The sequence below is a fragment of the Pseudomonas corni genome (assembly GCF_057128765.1).
This window is the reverse complement of sequence record NZ_JBSKHW010000012.1, coordinates 30,887-49,728: the sequence shown is the minus strand read 5'-3', so window position 1 is coordinate 49,728 and position 18,842 is coordinate 30,887. Positions and strand designations below refer to the sequence as shown.

The following is an 18,842-nucleotide window of genomic DNA, read 5'->3' as shown; positions in this document are numbered from 1 at the left end:
GTCCTACCCATGCGCGCCGCTGCACACGCTGCAGCCCGGATCACGCTTGACCTTGAGTTCGCGAAAGCGAGTGGATAAGGCGTCAATCAACAGCAAGCGCCCCACCAATGGTTCGCCGAAACCGGCCAGCAATTTTAGTGCTTCCAGCGCCTGCAAACTGCCCACTAATCCTACCAGCGGACCGATTACACCCGCCTCGCTGCACGTGAGTTCCGCCTCGCTGCCGTGCCCGTATAAACAGTGGTAGCAGGGGCTTTCCGGTCGGCGTGGATCGAACACCGAGAGCTGGCCTTCCAGGCGAATGGCCGCGCCGCTGACCAAAGGCTTGCGGGCATGAACACAAGCAGCGTTCACAGACTCACGGGTAGAAAAATTGTCCGAGCAGTCGAGCACCAGGTCCACGGCGTCGACCGCGGCAGCCAAGGAGTCGACATCCAGCGCGGCGCGATGGGGTACCAGGTTGACTTCGGGATTGATCGCGATAAGGCGCGCGATGGCCGAATCAACCTTGGACAACCCGACGCTGTCGCTATCGTGAATGATCTGCCGTTGCAGGTTAGTGAGGTCGACGGTGTCGAAGTCCGCCAGGTGCAGCTCGCCAACACCAGCGGCTGCAAGGTACAGCGCGACGGGCGAACCTAAGCCACCAAGGCCCACAATCAATACCCGGCTCTGTTTGAGGCGCAACTGGCCTCCGATGTCCACGTGCTGCAGGAGGATCTGCCGGCTATAGCGCAACAGTTCCTGATCGGTCAGCACGGCACGCGTCCGAAGGTGATGCGTTCGTTGTCACCCAGATCACGTCGGGTCTGAATCTGCTCGAAACCGTGACCGTTAAGCAGATCACGCACGGCAGCTCCCTGATCGTAGCCATGCTCCAGCAGCAACCAGCCGCCCGGCTCGAGATGCGCCGTGGCCTCGGACACGATGATGCGCAAATCATCCATGCCATCGACGCCCGCCACCAGCGCACTGCTGGGCTCGAAACGCACATCGCCCTGGGCCAGATGCGGATCACCGGACGCGATATAGGGCGGATTGCTGATGATGAGATCGAAGCGTTGACGTTCCAGCGCGCTGAACCAATGGCTCTTCATCACTGCCGCATTGTCCAGGTTCAGACGCTGACGGTTGCGCTCGGCCAGATCGACAGCTTCGTCCACCCGATCCACCGCTGTGATGGTCCACTGCGGACGTTCCTTGGCCAGCGACAACGCGATCGCGCCGGTCCCGGTGCCTAGATCCAGCAACCGATGAGGGATCGCGCCGGGCAATAATTCCAGCGCTGTTTCCACAAGCATTTCGGTCTCTGGACGCGGAATAAGCGTGTGCGTGGCGACTTCGAGGTCGATATTCCAGAAGCCCTGCAGCCCAAGAATGTAAGCCACCGGCTCACCGGTACGACGTCTGCGCAGATAGCCTTCGAAGGTATGCGCCGCTTCGCTGCTGACGATCCGCTCGGGCCAGGTGTGCAGAAAACTGCGCGGTTTGCCCAATGCGGCAGCCAACAGCAACTCGACATCCAGACGCGCCGTCGGAGAATCCGGTAGCTCGGCGCTTCTTAACAAGCTGGCGATAATGGTCATTTACTCACCCAGTGCCGCAAGTTGATCTGCCTGATACTCGGCAAGCAACGGCTCTATCACTGCATCGACTCCGCCGGCCAAAACTTCATCCAGCGAATATAGCGTCAGATTCACGCGATGGTCCGTCACTCGCCCCTGTGGAAAGTTGTACGTGCGGATGCGCTCGGATCGATCACCCGAACCCACCAACAATTTACGCTCACTGGCGATGGCATTGGCCGCCGCGCTGGTTTGCTGATCGTTGAGCTTTGCCGACAGCCAGGACATGGCTCGCGCCCGGTTTTTGTGCTGCGAACGTTCTTCCTGACACTCGACCACAATGCCTGAAGGCAAGTGGGTAATGCGAATGGCCGAGTCAGTCTTGTTGACGTGCTGACCACCCGCGCCCGAGGATTTGTAAGTATCTACGCGCAGATCCGACGGGTTTATCTCGATCGCCTGTTGCTCATCCGGCTCGGGCAATACAGCCACGGTACAGGCTGAGGTGTGGATACGTCCCTGAGATTCGGTTTCTGGCACCCGCTGTACACGGTGCGCGCCGGACTCGAACTTGAGCTTGCCATAGACGTTTTCGCCTTCGACACGGGCGATGACTTCCTTGAAGCCGCCGTGTTCGCCTTCGTTCTCGGACATGATTTCAACGCGCCAGCCGCGACGCTCGGCATACCGCGAGTACATGCGAAACAGGTCGCCGGAGAAAATAGCGGCTTCATCACCGCCAGTGCCGGCACGGATTTCCAGAAACACGTTTCTCCCATCGTTGGGGTCTCTGGGCAGCAGCATCTTCTGCAGACTGCTTTCCAGCACTACCAATTGATCTTTGGCTTCGCGCACTTCCTCGCCCGCCATTTCGCGCATGTCGGGGTCGCTGTCCTTGAGCAACGCCTGGGCGCCTTCAAGATCACTCTGCACCTTGAGCAACTGGTTATAGGCTGCGATCACCGGTTCGGCTTCAGAGTACTCACGCGAATAGGCGCGGAATTTCGTCTGATCGGAAATGACTTCGGCATCGCCAAGCAGTGCGGTCAGTTCCTCGAAACGGTCACTGAGGATGTCCAGCTTATTGAGCAGTGAAGCTTTCATTGCGGGGGTTTATCCGTGGAGCCCTCACCGAGGGCAAAGAGTTCCTGAGCCATGGCCAGCGCATCGACGCGGCCTTCGGCAGACAGCTTTTTGAGTTGCACGCTCGGCGCATGCATCAATTTGTTGGTCAGGCTGCGGGCCAGTACCGCCAGCACATCTTCGGCATTGCCGCCGTTGGCCAGCAGGCGTTGGGCCTTCAATAACTCTTCGTCGCGCAGCCTTTCGCTTTGCTGACGATACGCCTTGAGCACGTCGACCGCCGCCAGTTCTCGCAGTCGCGACATAAAGTCGTCGACGCCAAGGGTAACCAGCTCTTCGGCAGCCTGCGCCGCGCCCTGTCGGCTCTTGAGGTTTTCGGCGACGACTTCGTGCAGATCATCGACGGTATAAAGATAGACATCGTCGAGTTCGCCGACTTCTGGCTCGATGTCACGGGGCACCGCGATGTCGACCATGAAGATCGGTTTGTGCTTGCGCAGTTTCAGCGCGCTTTCGACCGCGCCCTTGCCCAGAATCGGCAATTGGCTGGCCGTGGAGCTGATGACGATATCACTGTTGACCAGCTCAGCCGGTATGTCCGCCAGCAGCACCGCGTGAGCGCCGAACTGTTCGGCCAGCATACTGGCGCGTTCGAGGGTGCGGTTGGCGACGACGATACGCTTTACACCCAGTTCATGCAGGTGCCGGGCGACCAGCGTGATGGTCTCGCCCGCGCCGATCAGTAATGCCTGGCTGCGCTGCAGATCACTGAAGATCTGCTTTGCCAGACTGACGGCGGCAAAGGCGACCGATACCGGGTTCTCGCCAATGGCTGTGTCGGTGCGAACCTGCTTGGCCGCGCTGAACGTCGCCTGGAACAAACGCCCCAGCAGCGGCCCGATCGTGCCCGCTTCCCGTGCAACGGCATAAGCCGACTTCATCTGACCGAGAATCTGCGGCTCGCCCAGCACCAGCGAATCGAGCCCGGAGGCGACGCGCATCATGTGGCGAACGGCGGCGTCCTCTTCATGCACGTAGGCACTGGCCCGCAGTTCGTCGACGTTAAGGTGATGATAATCAGCCAGCCAACGCAGGATAACGTCAGCAGTGAGGCTGTCCTGCTCTATATAAAGCTCGCTGCGGTTGCAGGTGGAGAGGATCGCGGCTTCGCGACTCTGGGTCAGGCGACATAGCTGCTGTAATGCTTCAACCAGCTGCTCAGGCGTAAATGCCACGCGCTCGCGGACATCGACTGAAGCAGTCTTATGGTTGATACCCAGAGCAAGAAAGGCCATTCAAGGTCGCTGATGGTGACGTGAAGCCGGCAATTGTCCTACTTCGATAGATTCAGGACAACCACCGCAATACATTCAGAACGACCAGCCAAGGCTATTGTCCCTATAGAGGTCCGCTTTAGGGTGTCTGGCTGCGACAATTTGTCCAAGTCCAGGCCACTCATTGGCAGGCCTTACTTTTCGCGCGGCCTGTGGGTTTGCTCCCGGCCTTGTGTCATGATGCTCCCAAACCGCAGGTAGTCGCCCTCTCTTCTATATGAATAAATCCTCCGCGCTGTTCGTTGCCCTAATCGCTCTTGGTGGCTGCCAAAACACGGCCACGGTTTCCCCGCAGACACCTGCGGCGAAAGAGACGACTCCCGCGCCAGAGGTCAAGCCTCAGGTCTACGGCTCGTTCACTCCGGATACAGTCGTCAGCCTGTTGACCGCCGAACTGGCGGGCCAGCGCAATCGCTTCGACATTGCGCTGGACAACTACGTGACGCAGGCGGTCAACACTCAGGACCCGGGAATTTCCGAGCGCGCTTTTCGCATTGCCGAATACCTGGGCGCCGATCAGGCGGCCCTGGATACTTCGCTGATCTGGGCCAAGAACGACCCGACCAATCTTGAAGCGCAACGCGCCGCAGCCATTCAACTGGCAAGGTCCGGACGCTACGACGACTCCATGCGCTATATGGAGAAAGTCCTGCAGGGCCAGGGCGATACGCACTTCGACTTCCTCGCCCTTTCCGCCGCCGAAACCGACACGAACACCCGCAAGGGGCTGCTGACGAGCTTCGACCGGCTGTTAGGTAAGTACCCTAAAAACGGTCAGCTGATCTTCGGCAAAGCACTGTTGTTGCAGCAGGAAGGCAACAGTGCGGCGTCCTTGAAACTGCTGGAGGACAATCCGCCAAACGAAGGCGAGGTTGCGCCAATCCTGCTGCATGCACGCTTGCTGCAAAGCATGAACCGCGGCAAGGAAGCGATTCCTCTCCTCGAAAAAAGCATCAAGAAATACCCTGATGACAAGCGCCTGCGCCTGACCTATGCGCGCACGCTGGTCGAGCAAAACCGAATGGAGGATGCCAAAGTGCAGTTCTCCAGTCTGGTTCAGCAATACCCGGATGACGACGAGCTTCGGTACTCCCTTGCGCTAGTCTGCCTGGAAGCCAAAGCGTGGGATGAAGCGCAGGGCTACCTGGAAGATTTGGTCGCTCGCGGCAGTCACGTCGATTCGGCCCACGTTAATCTTGGGCGAATTTACGAAGAGCGTGATGATCCGCAAACCGCGCTGAGCGAATACGCCCAGGTCGGTCCCGGCAACGACTATTTGCCCGCGCAACTGCGTCAGGCCGACATTCTGATGAGCAACGGCAACACGGCCGAAGCCTCGAAACGCCTGGCTCAGGCCCGAATCGATCAACCGGATTACGCGATTCAGCTGTATCTGGTTGAAGCCGAGACGCTGACCAACAACAACCAGGCCGATCGCGGTTGGCAGGTGTTGAACCAAGCGCTCAAGCAATATCCGGATGATCTCAATCTGTTGTATACGCGCTCGATGCTGGCTGAAAAGCGCAACGACCTGCAGCAAATGGAGAAGGATCTGCGCACGATCCTCAAGCGCGAGCCGGATAATGCAATGGCCTTGAACGCGCTGGGTTATACCCTTTCGGACCGCACCACGCGCTACGCCGAAGCCAAGCAATTGATCGAACGCGCCCACGCGTTGAACCCTGATGATCCGGCCGTGCTTGATAGCCTGGGCTGGGTCAACTACCGCCTCGGCAATCTGGAAGAAGCCGAACGTCTGCTACGTCAGGCTCTCGAACGCTTCCCGGATCATGAAGTCGCCGCGCACCTAGGGGAAGTCCTTTGGGCCAGAGGCGAACAGCGCGAGGCACGTAAAGTCTGGGGCAAAGCCCTTGAACAGCAACCTGACAGTCCAGTACTGCGCAGCACCATCAAGCGCCTGACCGGATCAGAGACCCTTTGAATTTATGTTATTGCGCCACGTAATCGTATTCAGCTTCATCGCCCTGCTCGCTGGCTGCGCCGGCATCGGTTCTCACGAAGCCGTGCAAGGCCAGGGCAACGCCAAACAATGGCAGGCCCACAAACAGCAACTGAGCAGCCTCGATGGCTGGCAGATCAACGGCAAGGTCGGTATTCGCGCACCAAAAGATTCCGGCAGCGGCACGTTGTTCTGGCTGCAACGCCAGGACTATTACGACATCCGCCTTTCCGGCCCATTGGGTCGTGGCGCTGCGCGTTTGACCGGACGTCCTGGCGCTGTCTCGCTGGAAGTCGCCAATCAGGGTCGCTACGAAGCGCCGGATCCAGAAACACTACTTGAAGCCCAACTGGGCTGGAAGCTGCCGGTTTCGCACCTGGTCTGGTGGGTTCGCGGCTTGCCCGCCCCCGACAGCAAGAGCACCTTGACCCTCGACGGCAATAGTCGGTTGTCGAATCTGGTGCAGGACGACTGGCAGATCGAATACCTCAGTTACTCCGAGCAAAACGGCTTCTGGCTGCCCGAGCGGATCAAACTGCATGGCAAGGATCTAGATGTCACGCTGGTCGTCAAGGACTGGCAACCTCGCAAACTGGGGCAATAACGTGCCCCAGCCACGCCTGACACTGCCCGCCCCTGCCAAGCTCAATCTGATGCTGCATATTCTCGGCCGTCGACCTGACGGCTATCACGAACTGCAGACACTGTTTCAGTTTCTGGATTACGGCGATGAATTAAGTTTCGCCGTGCGCGACGATGGTGAAATACGTCTTCAAACAGAAATTCCTGATGTCCCCCACGACAGTAATCTCATCGTTCGCGCGGCGCGCTCCCTGCAAAAGCAGTCGGGAAGTTCGCTGGGTGTGGATATCTGGTTGAAAAAAGTACTGCCCATGGGAGGGGGAATCGGCGGCGGAAGCTCCGATGCGGCGACAACTTTGCTTGGGCTTAATCACCTGTGGAATCTTGGCTGGGATGAAGATCGCCTGGCCGCTCTGGGCCTGACGTTAGGCGCCGACGTGCCGGTTTTCGTGCGTGGTCGGGCCGCTTTCGCCGAAGGCGTTGGAGAGATCCTGACCCCGGTAAACCCTGAAGAACCGTGGTATCTAGTGCTTGTTCCGCAAGTATCTGTAAGTACAGCAGAAATTTTTTCAGATCCGCTGTTGACACGTGACACTCCTCCCATTAAAGTGCGCCCCGTTCTCGAGGGAAACAGTCGAAATGACTGTCAGCCAGTTGTAGAGAGGCGTTATCCAGCTGTTCGTAACGCTTTGAATTTGCTAGGTAAATTTACCGACGCAAAATTAACTGGAACTGGAAGTTGTGTGTTTGGGGCCTTCCCAAACAAAGCTGAAGCTGATAAAGTCTCGGCCCTTCTTACAGAGACCCTTACAGGGTTCGTAGCCAAAGGAAGCAACATCTCGATGTTGCACCGTAAGTTACAGAGTCTGTTCTAAGAAACGAGTGCTGGGCACTCGGCAACATCGCTACAGGGGCGTCGCCAAGCGGTAAGGCAGCAGGTTTTGATCCTGCCATGCGTTGGTTCGAATCCAGCCGCCCCTGCCATTTTCCTATACTCATCCAGGTATACCCTCAGCCGGCAGGTACTGCGCGTGTCCAAGATGATGGTCTTTACGGGGAACGCTAACCCCGATCTGGCTCGGCGTGTCGTACGTCAGCTGCATATCCCACTCGGTGACATTTCTGTTGGTAAGTTCTCCGACGGCGAGATCACCGCTGAGATCAATGAAAACGTCCGCGGTAAAGACGTCTTCATCATTCAGCCGACGTGTGCTCCGACCAACGATAACCTGATGGAACTCGTCGTGATGGCTGATGCCTTCCGCCGCTCCTCGGCTACTCGTATTACCGCTGTTATCCCCTACTTTGGTTACGCTCGTCAGGATCGCCGTCCGCGCTCTGCACGTGTGGCTATCAGCGCGAAAGTCGTTGCTGACATGCTTACCGTTGTCGGTATCGACCGTGTACTCACCGTCGATCTGCACGCTGACCAAATCCAGGGCTTCTTCGATATCCCGGTAGATAACATCTACGGCTCCCCGGTTCTGGTGGATGACATCGAAGACCAACGCTTTGAAAACCTGATGATCGTTTCCCCGGATATCGGCGGCGTCGTGCGTGCACGTGCTGTTGCCAAATCCCTGGGCGTCGATCTCGGGATCATCGACAAGCGCCGCGAGAAGGCTAATCACTCCGAAGTGATGCACATCATCGGCGACGTCGAAGGACGTACCTGTATTCTCGTCGACGACATGGTCGATACCGCTGGCACCCTGTGTCATGCGGCCAAAGCCCTGAAAGAACACGGCGCAGCCAAGGTTTTCGCCTACTGCACTCACCCTGTCCTGTCCGGTCGCGCGATCGAAAACATTGAAAGCTCCGTGCTGGACGAACTGGTGGTGACCAACACCATCCCGTTGTCCGCTGCTGCTCAAGCCTGCAGCCGTATCCGTCAACTGGATATTGCTCCGGTAGTCGCTGAGGCGATGCGTCGCATCAGCAACGAAGAATCGATCAGCGCGATGTTCCGCTAAGGGCTTCCCTTCGCAGACACCTCGCTGACGAAAAGTGCCCCGCCCTGACCATCCGTCAGGGCGGGGCTTTTTTGCCCATATCGCCCGAGCGTCGGTCGCAAACGCAGAGGCGAGTGTGGTTATTTTGGAGAAACAACATGAATGATTTTACTCTGAATGCTGAAGTGCGTTCCGACCTGGGGAAAGGTGCGAGCCGCCGCCTGCGTCGTCTCGCCGCCCTGGTTCCAGCTGTAGTCTACGGTGGCGAAAAAGCCCCTGAGTCCATCAGCATGCTGGCCAAAGAAGTTGCCAAACTGCTCGAAAACGAAGCGGCTTACAGCCACATCATCGAGCTGAATGTTGGCGGCAAAAAGCAAAACGTCATCATCAAAGCGCTGCAACGTCACCCGGCCAAAGGCCACGTGATGCACGCTGACTTCGTACGCGTAATCGCAGGTCAGAAGCTGACTGCAATCGTACCGGTTCACTTCGTTGGCGAAGAAACTCCAATCAAGAAAGGCGGCGAAGTTTCGCACGTTACTTCTGAGCTGGAAGTGACTTGCCTGCCGAAAGATCTGCCTGAGTTCATCGAAGTTGATGTATCGGCACTGGAAATCGGTTCGATCATCCACCTGTCCGACCTCAAGGCGCCTAAAGGCGTTGAGTTCGTCGCACTGGCGCACGGTAACGACCTGGCTGTTGCCAACGTTCACGCACCACGCGTAGTTCCAACTGAAGATGAAGAAGCAGAAGGTACTGCCGAGTAATTTATTACTTGGTCATACCGGAGTTGCTCAGGAAGCACCGAGAGCGATAGTGTCAGGCAATGCGGGCGAGATCGCGGAGTTTACATCATGGTAAATGAGCAGTTTTCGCCCACATTCGCCGCCACTCTCATCGGCGTTATCCACAATTCCAAGGAAGAGCCCCTGTCGTGACTGCCATACAACTGATCGTTGGCCTGGGAAATCCGGGCGCTGAATACGAACAGACCCGGCATAACGCAGGGGCTCTTTTTGTTGAGCGTATTGCTGCGGCGCACCGAGTGAATCTAGTGCCCGAGCGTAAATTTTTTGGCCTGACCGGACGCTTCACGCATCAGGGTCAGGATGTTCGTCTGCTGATCCCCACCACATATATGAACCGCAGCGGCCAGGCTGTAGCAGCGCTCGCCGGCTTTTATCGTATTGCGGTTGACTCGATTCTGGTGGCCCACGACGAACTTGATCTTCCACCCGGCGTTGCCAAACTCAAAGTAGGCGGCGGCCATGGAGGTCACAACGGGCTGCGGGACATCATCGCGCAGCTCGGGAATCAGAATACTTTTCACCGTCTGCGGCTTGGCATCGGCCACCCAGGCGATGCCAGCAAGGTTTCCGGATTCGTCCTGGGTCGAGCGCCACGCGCCGAGCAGGAAAAACTGGATGCCAGTATCGACTTTGCCCTCGGCGTGCTGCCGGACATCTTCGCCGGTGAATGGAACCGCGCGATGAAAAACCTGCACAGCCAGAAGGCCTGACATTACTCGAGGGGAAACACCATGGGATTCAATTGCGGCATCGTCGGCCTGCCCAACGTCGGCAAGTCCACCCTGTTCAACGCCCTGACCAAATCCGGCATTGCGGCAGAGAACTTTCCCTTCTGCACCATCGAACCGAACACCGGCATCGTGGCAATGCCCGATCCGCGTCTCGCAGCGCTGGCCGCTATCGTTAATCCCAAGCGCATCCTGCCTACCACTATGGAATTCGTGGATATCGCAGGCCTGGTTGCCGGTGCCTCCAAAGGTGAAGGCCTGGGTAACAAGTTCCTGGCTAACATCCGTGAAACGGACGCCATCGCTCACGTGGTTCGCTGCTTTGAAGACGAAAACGTTATTCACGTCTCCAACAGCGTCGATCCAAAGCGTGACATCGAGATCATCGATCTGGAGCTGATCTTCGCCGACCTGGACAGCTGCGAGAAGCAACTGCAGAAAGTTACGCGCAACGCCAAGGGCGGCGATAAGGACGCTGTAGTTCAGAAAGGACTGCTGGAGCAGCTGATCGCTCACTTCACGCTGGGCAAACCTGCCCGCAGCCTGATGAAGAACATGAATGCCGACGAGAAGGCAGTCATCCGTGGTTTCCATCTGCTGACCACCAAGCCGGTCATGTACATCGCCAACGTCGCCGAAGACGGGTTCGAGAACAACCCGCTGCTGGACGTGGTTCGCGCGATTGCGCAAGAAGAAGGCGCAATGGTTGTGCCGGTCTGCAACAAGATCGAAGCGGAAATTGCCGAGCTTGATGACGGCGAAGAGAAAGACATGTTCCTCGAAGCCCTGGGCTTTGAAGAGCCAGGCCTGAACCGCGTCATCCGCGCAGGCTACGAAATGCTTCACCTGCAGACCTACTTCACCGCAGGCGTCGAAGAGGTCCGTGCCTGGACCGTTAAAGTGGGCGCTACCGCCCCACAAGCGGCTGGCGTTATTCACACCGACTTCGAAAAAGGCTTCATCCGCGCCGAGTGCATCGCCTACAACGACTTCATTCAGTACAAAGGCGAAGCCGGTACCAAGGAAGCCGGTAAATGGCGCCTGGAAGGCAAGGAATACATCGTCAAGGACGGCGACGTGCTGCACTTCCGCTTCAACGTCTGATAGACGACTGAAACCAAAAAGCCCCGCAATCGCGGGGCTTTTTATTGGTCGATTTTTTTGTCGCCTGCCTCACGAATCGATAGGCTGTGATGCACTGAACAGGAGCACGCAACCCTCACGCTTAAGCACCACCGTGCTGTAGTGCCTTCGAAGATGCTCTTCGAATCCAGACTCAGTGTCCTGCCGATTGCCGAAAATCCCTTTGCTGTTGTAGACCTTCATCAGCTTGCGACCAAACGCGTTGTGATCCGCTTGATCGCCCAGAATGGTGGCTCCGAACAGAACACCGCCAGGCGCAAGGTTTTGCTTGAGCAGACCGAAAACCGCTACCTTGGCTTCGAGCGGGCCCGGAAGGCAATGAAGCAGGTAAAACAGGGAAATCGAATCGAAACGCTCACCGCCTGGGATGGGAACCATGACGTCGTGGCAGATCGTACGCGTGGTAGCCCGACCAATACGGCGCCTGGCCGCCTCCAGGCTGCTTGGATTCAAGTCCATCAGCGTGATGGCAATATCGGTCGGAAGATCAGACTTGGCGGGATAGAAGCCGGTACCAACGCCGATATCCAGGTGACGCGCTCCGACATAACTGCGGAAAAATGGAAGCAAGGTGTCTTGGGTAGAGCAACGCCAGGCATAACGATTGGAAATACCTAGCACCCAGGCGTCATACAACGCGAGAGTCAGCGGAGAATAAACCGCCGCGCCAGCTGTGCTGTTTTGGGTCATGGAGAAACCTTAGCGTTGAGACGTTGATCGGCTAAAGATATCTGGCCGATCTTACACTCAATCAGTATTTCCCCTTTCAAACCTCAACCCAGTTGAAACCGCGCCGTATTGTCACTTAACGCCCGGCTGCCCTTACTCAACGTGTCTGCCGCCAGATTGACCGCGCGAGCCCCTTCGAGCAGGCGCCCGGCCGCTTGATCCACTTGCTGGATGTTGCCGCTGACTTCATCTGCGGTAGCAGCTTGCTCTTCAACCGCTGTAGCAATTTGCGCCAACGTATCGGTCACGTTCTGCACGGCACTGGCAATCTCGCCCAGGCGATTGCCCAGACCAGTGACCGACTCGGCGTCCGTGATCGCCTGCCCACAGGCGGCTTCCATCAGACTGACCGCCTGGCTGACCGTCGAACGCAAGCTGTCTACTGTCCCGGCGATCTGAGCGGTAGAAGCCTGAGTCCGCTGCGAAAGGCTGCGCACCTCATCAGCGACCACAGCGAAGCCCCTTCCCTGCTCGCCTGCGCGCGCCGCTTCGATAGCCGCATTGAGCGCCAGCAGGTTTGTCTGCTCGGCAATGCCGCGAATGGTGTCTACCACTGATTGGATCTGCTGACCCTGCTGACTCACGCGCCCCAAGGCGTCAGCGGTATCGGTGAGGCGTTGGTTGAGCTGTTGAATGCTGGCCGTCGTGCGCAAACTGTCACGACTGCTGTCCTCGGCGATACGCCGGGTTTGCTGAGCGCTGCCGGACGCTTGCTCACAACTTCTGGCGACGCCCATGGATGTCGCCGCCAATTGCGTTGCAGCGGCGGCGATCTGGCTGATCTGCTGTTGCTGGTCTTCGACCTCCGTCAGTGTGCTGCCGGACTGCGAGTTGAGGGTAAGTACCGCCGACCCCAACTGCTGAGTTTCGTGGTTCACGCCGAGCAAGCTGGTGCGCAACTGAACCACCGCGACGTTGAGCGCAGCGCTGATCGCTGCCAGTTCGTCGCGCCCATCAACCGCAACCTCGACGCACAAATTACCGTCACGCAGGGACTCGGCCAACGTGGTAATGCCGCGAGCGCTGCGACGGATCGATGCCTGCAGGCACATGAGCAGGTACAACGCTGCCAACGCCAGAACGCTGAATGTAACGGCCACCGGGATGAACTGCTTGATCGCACTGTCGTGGTAGTAGCTCAGACGCGCGTCCAGCGACGTCAGCGACTGATTGCGCAAGGCGCCGAGGCTGCCGAGCATGCCGTCAACACTGCGGTCGAACGCGGCAACATCCAGCTTGATCGTGCCACCGAACACATTGTCATCGAGCATTTTCAGCTCGTTATCCAAAAGCTGAAGGCTGTTGTCATATTGCGCTGTCCACCCTTCCAGGCCCGGATACGACTTGGTTTTGAGGGTATTGGCTGCCTTGACCAACTGATCCCGGGCATCGCCTATGCGACTGCGCAAATCGCGCATCTGCAAACGGCTTTGCAGCGTGAACTGCCCCGAGGCAATGGAAGATGCACCCACACCAGCCATGCGACCTATGCGTTCGATCAAGTCAGGGCTTTGCTGCGTGGAAATCTGCATCATCAGGTAGGTTTCAAGCCATGGGTCGAGGATCAGCCCACTGTCCATGGTGATCTGCTCGCGCAGGCTTTGCATCGCACTCAGCGCCGACGTGAAGCGATCATAGCCATCTGGCCACCAGCCCACGGTCCGCAGTGATTGGGAATCCATCCCTTTGACGGACCCTTGCAACGCCTCAAAACGAGTCATCGTATCGGCGCTGGCGTTATGGGTTTTCAGTGTATCCCCCAGAGCTTGCAAGCTTTGCAGCATGGCTGGGTTGGTGGCATCGAGTTCCGCCATCGCAGCTTTGGCCGCAGGGGTTGGATCATGAAGGATGTCAGCAGCTTTCCAGCGCGCCGCCCGGTTGCGTTGCGCGATCAGTTGGCCGTCCAGCGTATCGAGCGCCAGCAATTGGCGCACCCCCGATTGCTCGTTGAAAATGACCGTCAGCTTTGCGCGATAATCCTGACCAATCATCCAGAGACTGCCTACCAGCGGAAGCATGAACAGGAAAAACAGGATTTGAAACTTGCGCGCGAATCCGAAACGCCCCAGCAGACGGATTCCTGGCGATAAAAGACTCTGCATGTCCGACTACTCCTCTGAACAACTTCCGACTGCAGCACAACGCAGCAGCGGACGCGGTCTTAAAATGCTACCGGCAAAATGCCATGTTATTGATTCAATGACGACAGCCGCCTATCTCCTGAACCGGAGACACGCAGAAATCGCTGGCTTTTTAAGGCATGCCCCAGAACGGAGCCGCCTGATGAAAATGGCTTAAGCAAGAACTGGACCGCCGCCTTGTTGCCCTTTCCCAAGGGTTATGCGGCCATTTCCGACGATGACGCGCACAAAAGTGGGGCAAATACACTCAACGTCAGCAACAAACTGTAACCACCGCCTGACGAGGCGAGTTCCGGTTCAGTTTCTGGTGACGATGACCTTAAAATCCTAACCGCTTGATCACAGGGATAAATTTTTCACACAGACGCTTGACACATATTCGATCTAAGCGAATAATGCGCGCCACTTGGCTACATAGCTCAGTTGGTTAGAGCATAGCATTCATAATGCTGGGGTCCGGGGTTCAAGTCCCTGTGTAGCCACCAAGTACCGGCTTACAGATTTCTACCGAAATTTGTAAGCCAATCAAGAAAGCCCGCCTCGTGCGGGCTTTTTTGTGCCTGTCGTTTTTCTGCTGCTTATATGTTCTATGACGCCGCCGACAATATAGCGGCTTGTACATAGTAATCGCGGGCAGGCGCGCACCTGGAGTCTTAGAGTTCGGTGGTAAGTTAGCAGATCACGCCGCTCGTCTGTAGGAGCTGACGAGCAGGGCGAGGCTGCGATAGCGGTGGGACTTTCAGCGAGTTCCGCCTGAGGTTACGCCGACGCGGCCCCGTCGCTCCCACGCGCCAATCGCCGCAAAATCCCTCACCGCCCCGCTCCAGGTACCCTCCTCCCAAACCTACTGAAACTCCCCCGCCCTGATGCAATAACTCAACAAGGCATGGTCCGAGGTCACTTCCAGTTTGCGCATTGCCGAGATTTTCTGGGCGCTGACGGTTTTGGTGCTGCGGCTAAGCTGGCGAGCGATGTCGCTGACGCTGTTGCCGGACACAAACAGCCGCAACACTTCAATCTCTCTGGGCGACAGGCTGGCAATTCGCTCGTCGAGCATTTGCTCGTTGGGGATGACAGACGCAGGTTCCTGCGCAGGGCTCTGGTACTTGCGGCGCGAGGCGAGTGAATCGAGAGCGTTCTGAATCTCTTCGTACAAATGGTTTTTCTGGATTACCCCGACGACGCCCAGCTCGTGCAGGCGCAACAGGATCAAGCTGTTGGAGATCATTGTCAGCACCAGTATCTGCGTGCGGGGGAAGGTGCGGATCAGGTATTCGATGAGTTTGAGCCCATCGCCATAGGCGCTGTCGCCGGGCATGTTGAAGTCGGTGATCAGCACTTCGGGGGCGTGACTATGAAGCTCATCGACCAGCTGACTGGATGAGGTGGCTTGGGCGACGACCTTGAAACGGCCATCGCGCTGGATGATTTCACGCACACCGAGCAGCACAATGGGGTGGTCGTCAGCGATCACTACGTTGATCTTTTGCACTGTCTACCTTCCATTCCGGGTTACCCGTCAGGGCCTGATTTGTCGGTCAATGTGAGTACGGCGATTTCCAGGCGCCTCAACAGCGCCTGCACCTGCGCGATCCGAGCAGCGTCCAGCGAATGCGAGTGAAGCGAGGTTTCCAACGCGTTGCACGCGGCGCTCAAGTGCGATGCGCAGACCGTTGCCAGCGAACCACTCATGCGATGCAGGTGCCGCACAACGCACTCGGCATCCTGTTGTTCAAGTCCCTGCTGCACGCAGGACAGGTCCTCCTGCATGGTCGTGATAAACAAATCACGCATGGCGGGCGACAGGTTGATCCAACCGTCCAGATCCTGATGTGCTTGCTCTTCTGGCGCCTCGATAGAAGGCTTGTCCGGCGTCACTGTGCTGCGCCCGCCATGTTCAAGCAGCGTTTGACTTAGCAGCTTGAGGCTCAGGGGTTTGACGATCCACGCCGTCATCCCGGCGGCCAGACATTGCTCCCCTTCTTCACGAAACGCATTGGCCGTCACGCCAATGATCGGGATGACAGCATCACGCTTTCGCAACGCGCGGGTCAGTTCGTAACCATTCAAGCGGGGCATGTTGATGTCGGTGATCACTACATCGAACGCCTCGGGCGACCAGCGTTGCAAGGCCTCCTCGCCGTCGGCTGCGGTGATGACCTGGGCGCCAAGCGCTTGAAGCTGTTCCTGCAAAATCGCACGGTTGATGGGATTGTCTTCCGCGACGAGCACGCGCAATCCGTTACAGCTTAGGAGGCCAGCGCCGCTGACCTCGCGCGCCTGCACTGCGCCCGAGTGGGCCAGCATCAAGGCCCGGGCAATCGAGCGGATGTCGAAAGCGTTTACGGTCCAGCCGTCGCTCGAGGGTTGCGGCTGGCGGTGCGCAAGATCGCTGACAGTTAGGCGTCGTCCGGCCCATGGCTCTCCATGAGCGGGGCTCGCTGAGAGATCGAGCAGAATCGAGTGCGCGTCGGCGTGGTAGCCCGCTGGCAAAACCGCAGCGTGCGCGCCCCAGCGATTGAGCCAGTCGACCAGGCATTGCTCCAGTTCCTTGAGCGGCGCACGCACATGCACAGCCAGACCGTCGAGCTTGATATCAGCACTATCGGGCAGCGCTCCGGCAATGATCGGCAGCTGCATGTGCAACGAGAAACTGCTGCCCAACCCGGGCTCGCTCACCACTCTCAACTGCGCATCCATCAGCTCACTCAGGCGCGCACAGATCGACAACCCCAGCCCTGCCCCGCCAGCCCCTTCGCTGCCACTGATCTGCGAGAACGGCTTGAACAGCCCGGCCAGTTGTTTCTCGCTGATGCCGATGCCGGTGTCGGAGATCTGCCATTGCAACGACGCGTGCGTGGCGGTGAGCTCAATCACCTTCAGCCGCAATACCACGCGGCCGGACTCAGTGAACTTGATCGCGTTGCTAAGCAGGTTATTGACGATCTGGCGAATACGCCCTGGGTCCCCACTCATCAGTGCGGGCAATGTCGCATCGGCGCAGGCGAATACCTGCAAACCCTTGTTGGTCGCGGTGGCGGCGTAGCTGCGCACGGCGTCTTCGAAGACGTCAAGCGGGCTGAACGTGGTGGTTTCCAGGGCCATTTGCCCGGACTCGATCTTGGAGACATCGAGCACGTCGCTGATCAATTGAAACAGCACTGAGGACGAGCGCCCGATGGTCTGCAGATAATCGCGCTGACGTGCATCCAGATCGGTCAGCCCCAGCAGTTCAAGATTGCCCAGCACACCGTACAGCGGCGTACGGATTTCATGACTCATGGTCGCCAGAAACAGCGTCTTCGCCGCACTTGCCTCGTCGGCTGCGCGCCGTGCCTGTTCCAGCAACTGCGCGTCATCGACATGCCGGGTGATGTCGTTGAACCCGCACAGCACCACGTCTTCGCCCTGATAGCGAGTGGACATGAAACACACCAGCAGGAATCTCCCCGCCACTTCGATCTGTACTTCCCGAGGCTCTTGATTGCTGTAGTCGCGCTTGAGCAGGCTGATCAATTCGGCGGTGCCCTGCCACTCCTGCGCGCGCTGGTTTTCCAGGAGCACCTTGCTGTTGTTGCGCTGCACCACGCACAAACCGATCGGCGCGCTTTGCAACATGGCGCGGTTGAACGCCTCGCTCTCGGTCAGACGTCGATTGGCACGCTGCGCCGGTTCGACGATACGTGCGCGATACCAGCGATTGACCCTCCAGCCCGACAGCAGCGCCAGTAGGAATACCGAGGCCACGCCCAGCAGCGGCCACTGCGCGTAACGGAAGAAACTTTTGTAGCTGATCGCGTAAAGGCCGACCCACTGCTCAGGTCCACTGGAAATGAGCTTGAAGCGCAAACCCTCAGCCTCGAAGCTCAAACCCATCGGCACTGAAGCAGGGTCCTGCGCGTTGCCCAGCAACACGTCACCGCCCGGCGAGATCAGCGTGACGCGGTCGTTGACCGACTTGAGCCCCAGTCGATCCGGGCCGTTGATGCGCTTGGCATCCAGCAACGCCATCATCGCCAGAAGCCCTTCATCCTGCTGCGCGGGCATGATCGACGGCGTGATGTCCACGCCAATCAGCGCAACGATCACTTTGCTGCCTTCGAGCAGGCCAGCGGGTGCTCGGGTCCAGCGCACCTTGCGATCGTTGAGCAAACTTCGCTGGGCGAGTAATTGTTGATGCAGACGCCCGGTGAGATCGAAAAAATTGTTCTTGAACAGCACCGACTGTTTGCGCGTGCCTTCGACGCCGGGGATGGCGATGTTGAATTGATCGGAGGGCGAGAACAGAAACGTCTGCGGCGCTGCGTAATTGGAGCTCGACCAGAACGTGCTGTAGTAATCAGTCAACTGCACGCCCAGCGAGTAGGCGCCTTGCAACTGCGCTTGGCTGAACCTGACGCGCTCGCTGAGGGTGAACGGCTGGGACATCGCCAGGCCGCGATTCTGGAACACGCGCTCATCGCCCTTTTGCATGATCTCGACCCGAGACAGCGGGCGGATATCGGTCTGAATATTCTGGTTGGTGCGGTCATAGGCGCTGGCGACGTTGCGCAAAAAAGTCTCGTACTCATGAATGCTTTCGACCAGCCGACCGAAGTGCAAATCAACTTTATCGCGCTCTTCTTCGAGCACCCGATCAACCGCCCAGTAGCACATGCTGACGAGCAGCAACGTCAGACCGGCCAGGATTAGCAACAACTTGTTGAGCCTCTGCGAACTCAATGCCAGCGCGCCTAATTTAAGGCTTTCAGTTTTCATCGACGAGGCCTTGAGCCTGAGATAGATACGCCATGAGGATACGGCGCCCATGCGGGGC

The 18,842-nt window shown here is 58.0% G+C and carries 15 protein-coding genes and 2 tRNA genes; 9 read left to right on the top strand and 8 right to left on the bottom strand.

Annotated features, from left to right (window positions below; translation table 11 throughout):
• Nucleotides 1–3 precede the first annotated feature (3 nt).
• From ACWKV9_RS18520 to hemA, 4 genes are read right to left on the bottom strand one after another with little or no spacing between them, the layout of a single operon-like run.
• Nucleotides 4–759, bottom strand: a complete 756-nt coding sequence (locus tag ACWKV9_RS18520; RefSeq protein WP_483837583.1) for a molybdopterin-synthase adenylyltransferase MoeB — start codon at nucleotides 757–759, stop codon at nucleotides 4–6.
• Nucleotides 753–1,586 (bottom strand): peptide chain release factor N(5)-glutamine methyltransferase, encoded by an 834-nt coding sequence (prmC, locus tag ACWKV9_RS18515; RefSeq protein WP_483837582.1) that lies wholly within the window; start codon nucleotides 1,584–1,586, stop codon nucleotides 753–755. Before prmC ends, ACWKV9_RS18520 begins: the two co-directional genes overlap by 7 nt.
• Nucleotides 1,587–2,669: a peptide chain release factor 1 gene (gene prfA, locus ACWKV9_RS18510; protein WP_483837581.1), complete on the bottom strand. Its 1,083-nt coding sequence runs from the start codon at nucleotides 2,667–2,669 to the stop codon at nucleotides 1,587–1,589. It abuts the gene before it with no gap.
• A complete protein-coding gene (gene hemA, locus ACWKV9_RS18505; protein ID WP_483837580.1) occupies nucleotides 2,666–3,943 on the bottom strand; it encodes a glutamyl-tRNA reductase in 1,278 nt (425 codons plus the stop codon). Before hemA ends, prfA begins: the two co-directional genes overlap by 4 nt.
• Before the next feature lie 256 nt (nucleotides 3,944–4,199).
• Between hemA and ACWKV9_RS18500 the strand changes: the two genes are divergently transcribed.
• The 8 genes from ACWKV9_RS18500 to ychF all read left to right on the top strand — a co-directional run bounded on the left by ACWKV9_RS18500 (nucleotide 4,200) and on the right by ychF (nucleotide 11,117).
• Complete coding sequence (locus ACWKV9_RS18500; protein ID WP_483837579.1) at nucleotides 4,200–5,924, top strand: tetratricopeptide repeat protein; 1,725 nt, start codon at nucleotides 4,200–4,202, stop codon at nucleotides 5,922–5,924.
• A 4-nt stretch (nucleotides 5,925–5,928) separates the two neighbouring features.
• A complete protein-coding gene (lolB, locus tag ACWKV9_RS18495) occupies nucleotides 5,929–6,546 on the top strand; it encodes a lipoprotein insertase outer membrane protein LolB (protein ID WP_483837578.1) in 618 nt (205 codons plus the stop codon).
• A gap of 49 nt (nucleotides 6,547–6,595) precedes the next feature.
• Nucleotides 6,596–7,399, top strand: coding sequence for a 4-(cytidine 5'-diphospho)-2-C-methyl-D-erythritol kinase (gene ispE / locus ACWKV9_RS18490; RefSeq protein WP_483837731.1), 804 nt, complete (start codon nucleotides 6,596–6,598; stop codon nucleotides 7,397–7,399).
• A 34-nt stretch (nucleotides 7,400–7,433) separates the two neighbouring features.
• Nucleotides 7,434–7,508: transfer RNA gene (locus ACWKV9_RS18485), tRNA-Gln, on the top strand.
• A 47-nt stretch (nucleotides 7,509–7,555) separates the two neighbouring features.
• Nucleotides 7,556–8,497 (top strand): ribose-phosphate pyrophosphokinase, encoded by a 942-nt coding sequence (locus ACWKV9_RS18480; RefSeq protein ID WP_483837577.1) that lies wholly within the window; start codon nucleotides 7,556–7,558, stop codon nucleotides 8,495–8,497.
• Nucleotides 8,498–8,634: 137 nt separating this feature from the next.
• Nucleotides 8,635–9,243 (top strand): 50S ribosomal protein L25/general stress protein Ctc, encoded by a 609-nt coding sequence (locus ACWKV9_RS18475; protein WP_483837576.1) that lies wholly within the window; start codon nucleotides 8,635–8,637, stop codon nucleotides 9,241–9,243.
• Nucleotides 9,244–9,410: 167 nt separating this feature from the next.
• Nucleotides 9,411–9,995 (top strand): aminoacyl-tRNA hydrolase, encoded by a 585-nt coding sequence (gene pth / locus ACWKV9_RS18470; protein WP_483837575.1) that lies wholly within the window; start codon nucleotides 9,411–9,413, stop codon nucleotides 9,993–9,995.
• A gap of 21 nt (nucleotides 9,996–10,016) precedes the next feature.
• Nucleotides 10,017–11,117: a redox-regulated ATPase YchF gene (gene ychF, locus ACWKV9_RS18465; RefSeq protein WP_483837574.1), complete on the top strand. Its 1,101-nt coding sequence runs from the start codon at nucleotides 10,017–10,019 to the stop codon at nucleotides 11,115–11,117.
• A gap of 69 nt (nucleotides 11,118–11,186) precedes the next feature.
• Here ychF and ACWKV9_RS18460 read toward each other — a convergent pair whose 3' ends face one another.
• Both ACWKV9_RS18460 and ACWKV9_RS18455 read right to left on the bottom strand, forming a co-directional pair.
• Nucleotides 11,187–11,846, bottom strand: coding sequence for a class I SAM-dependent methyltransferase (locus ACWKV9_RS18460; RefSeq protein ID WP_483837573.1), 660 nt, complete (start codon nucleotides 11,844–11,846; stop codon nucleotides 11,187–11,189).
• An 83-nt stretch (nucleotides 11,847–11,929) separates the two neighbouring features.
• Nucleotides 11,930–13,987: a methyl-accepting chemotaxis protein gene (locus ACWKV9_RS18455; RefSeq protein WP_483837572.1), complete on the bottom strand. Its 2,058-nt coding sequence runs from the start codon at nucleotides 13,985–13,987 to the stop codon at nucleotides 11,930–11,932.
• A 447-nt stretch (nucleotides 13,988–14,434) separates the two neighbouring features.
• Here ACWKV9_RS18455 and ACWKV9_RS18450 point away from each other — a divergent pair.
• Nucleotides 14,435–14,511: transfer RNA gene (locus ACWKV9_RS18450), tRNA-Met, on the top strand.
• Nucleotides 14,512–14,870: 359 nt separating this feature from the next.
• On the opposite strand, the gene ACWKV9_RS18445 is transcribed toward ACWKV9_RS18450, so the two are convergent.
• The gene (locus ACWKV9_RS18445; protein WP_483837571.1) at nucleotides 14,871–15,518 is read right to left on the bottom strand and encodes a response regulator; all 648 of its coding nucleotides are present in this window, start codon (nucleotides 15,516–15,518) and stop codon (nucleotides 14,871–14,873) included.
• A gap of 20 nt (nucleotides 15,519–15,538) precedes the next feature.
• A complete protein-coding gene (locus ACWKV9_RS18440; RefSeq protein WP_483837570.1) occupies nucleotides 15,539–18,835 on the bottom strand; it encodes a hybrid sensor histidine kinase/response regulator in 3,297 nt (1,098 codons plus the stop codon).
• Nucleotides 18,836–18,842 lie beyond the last annotated feature (7 nt).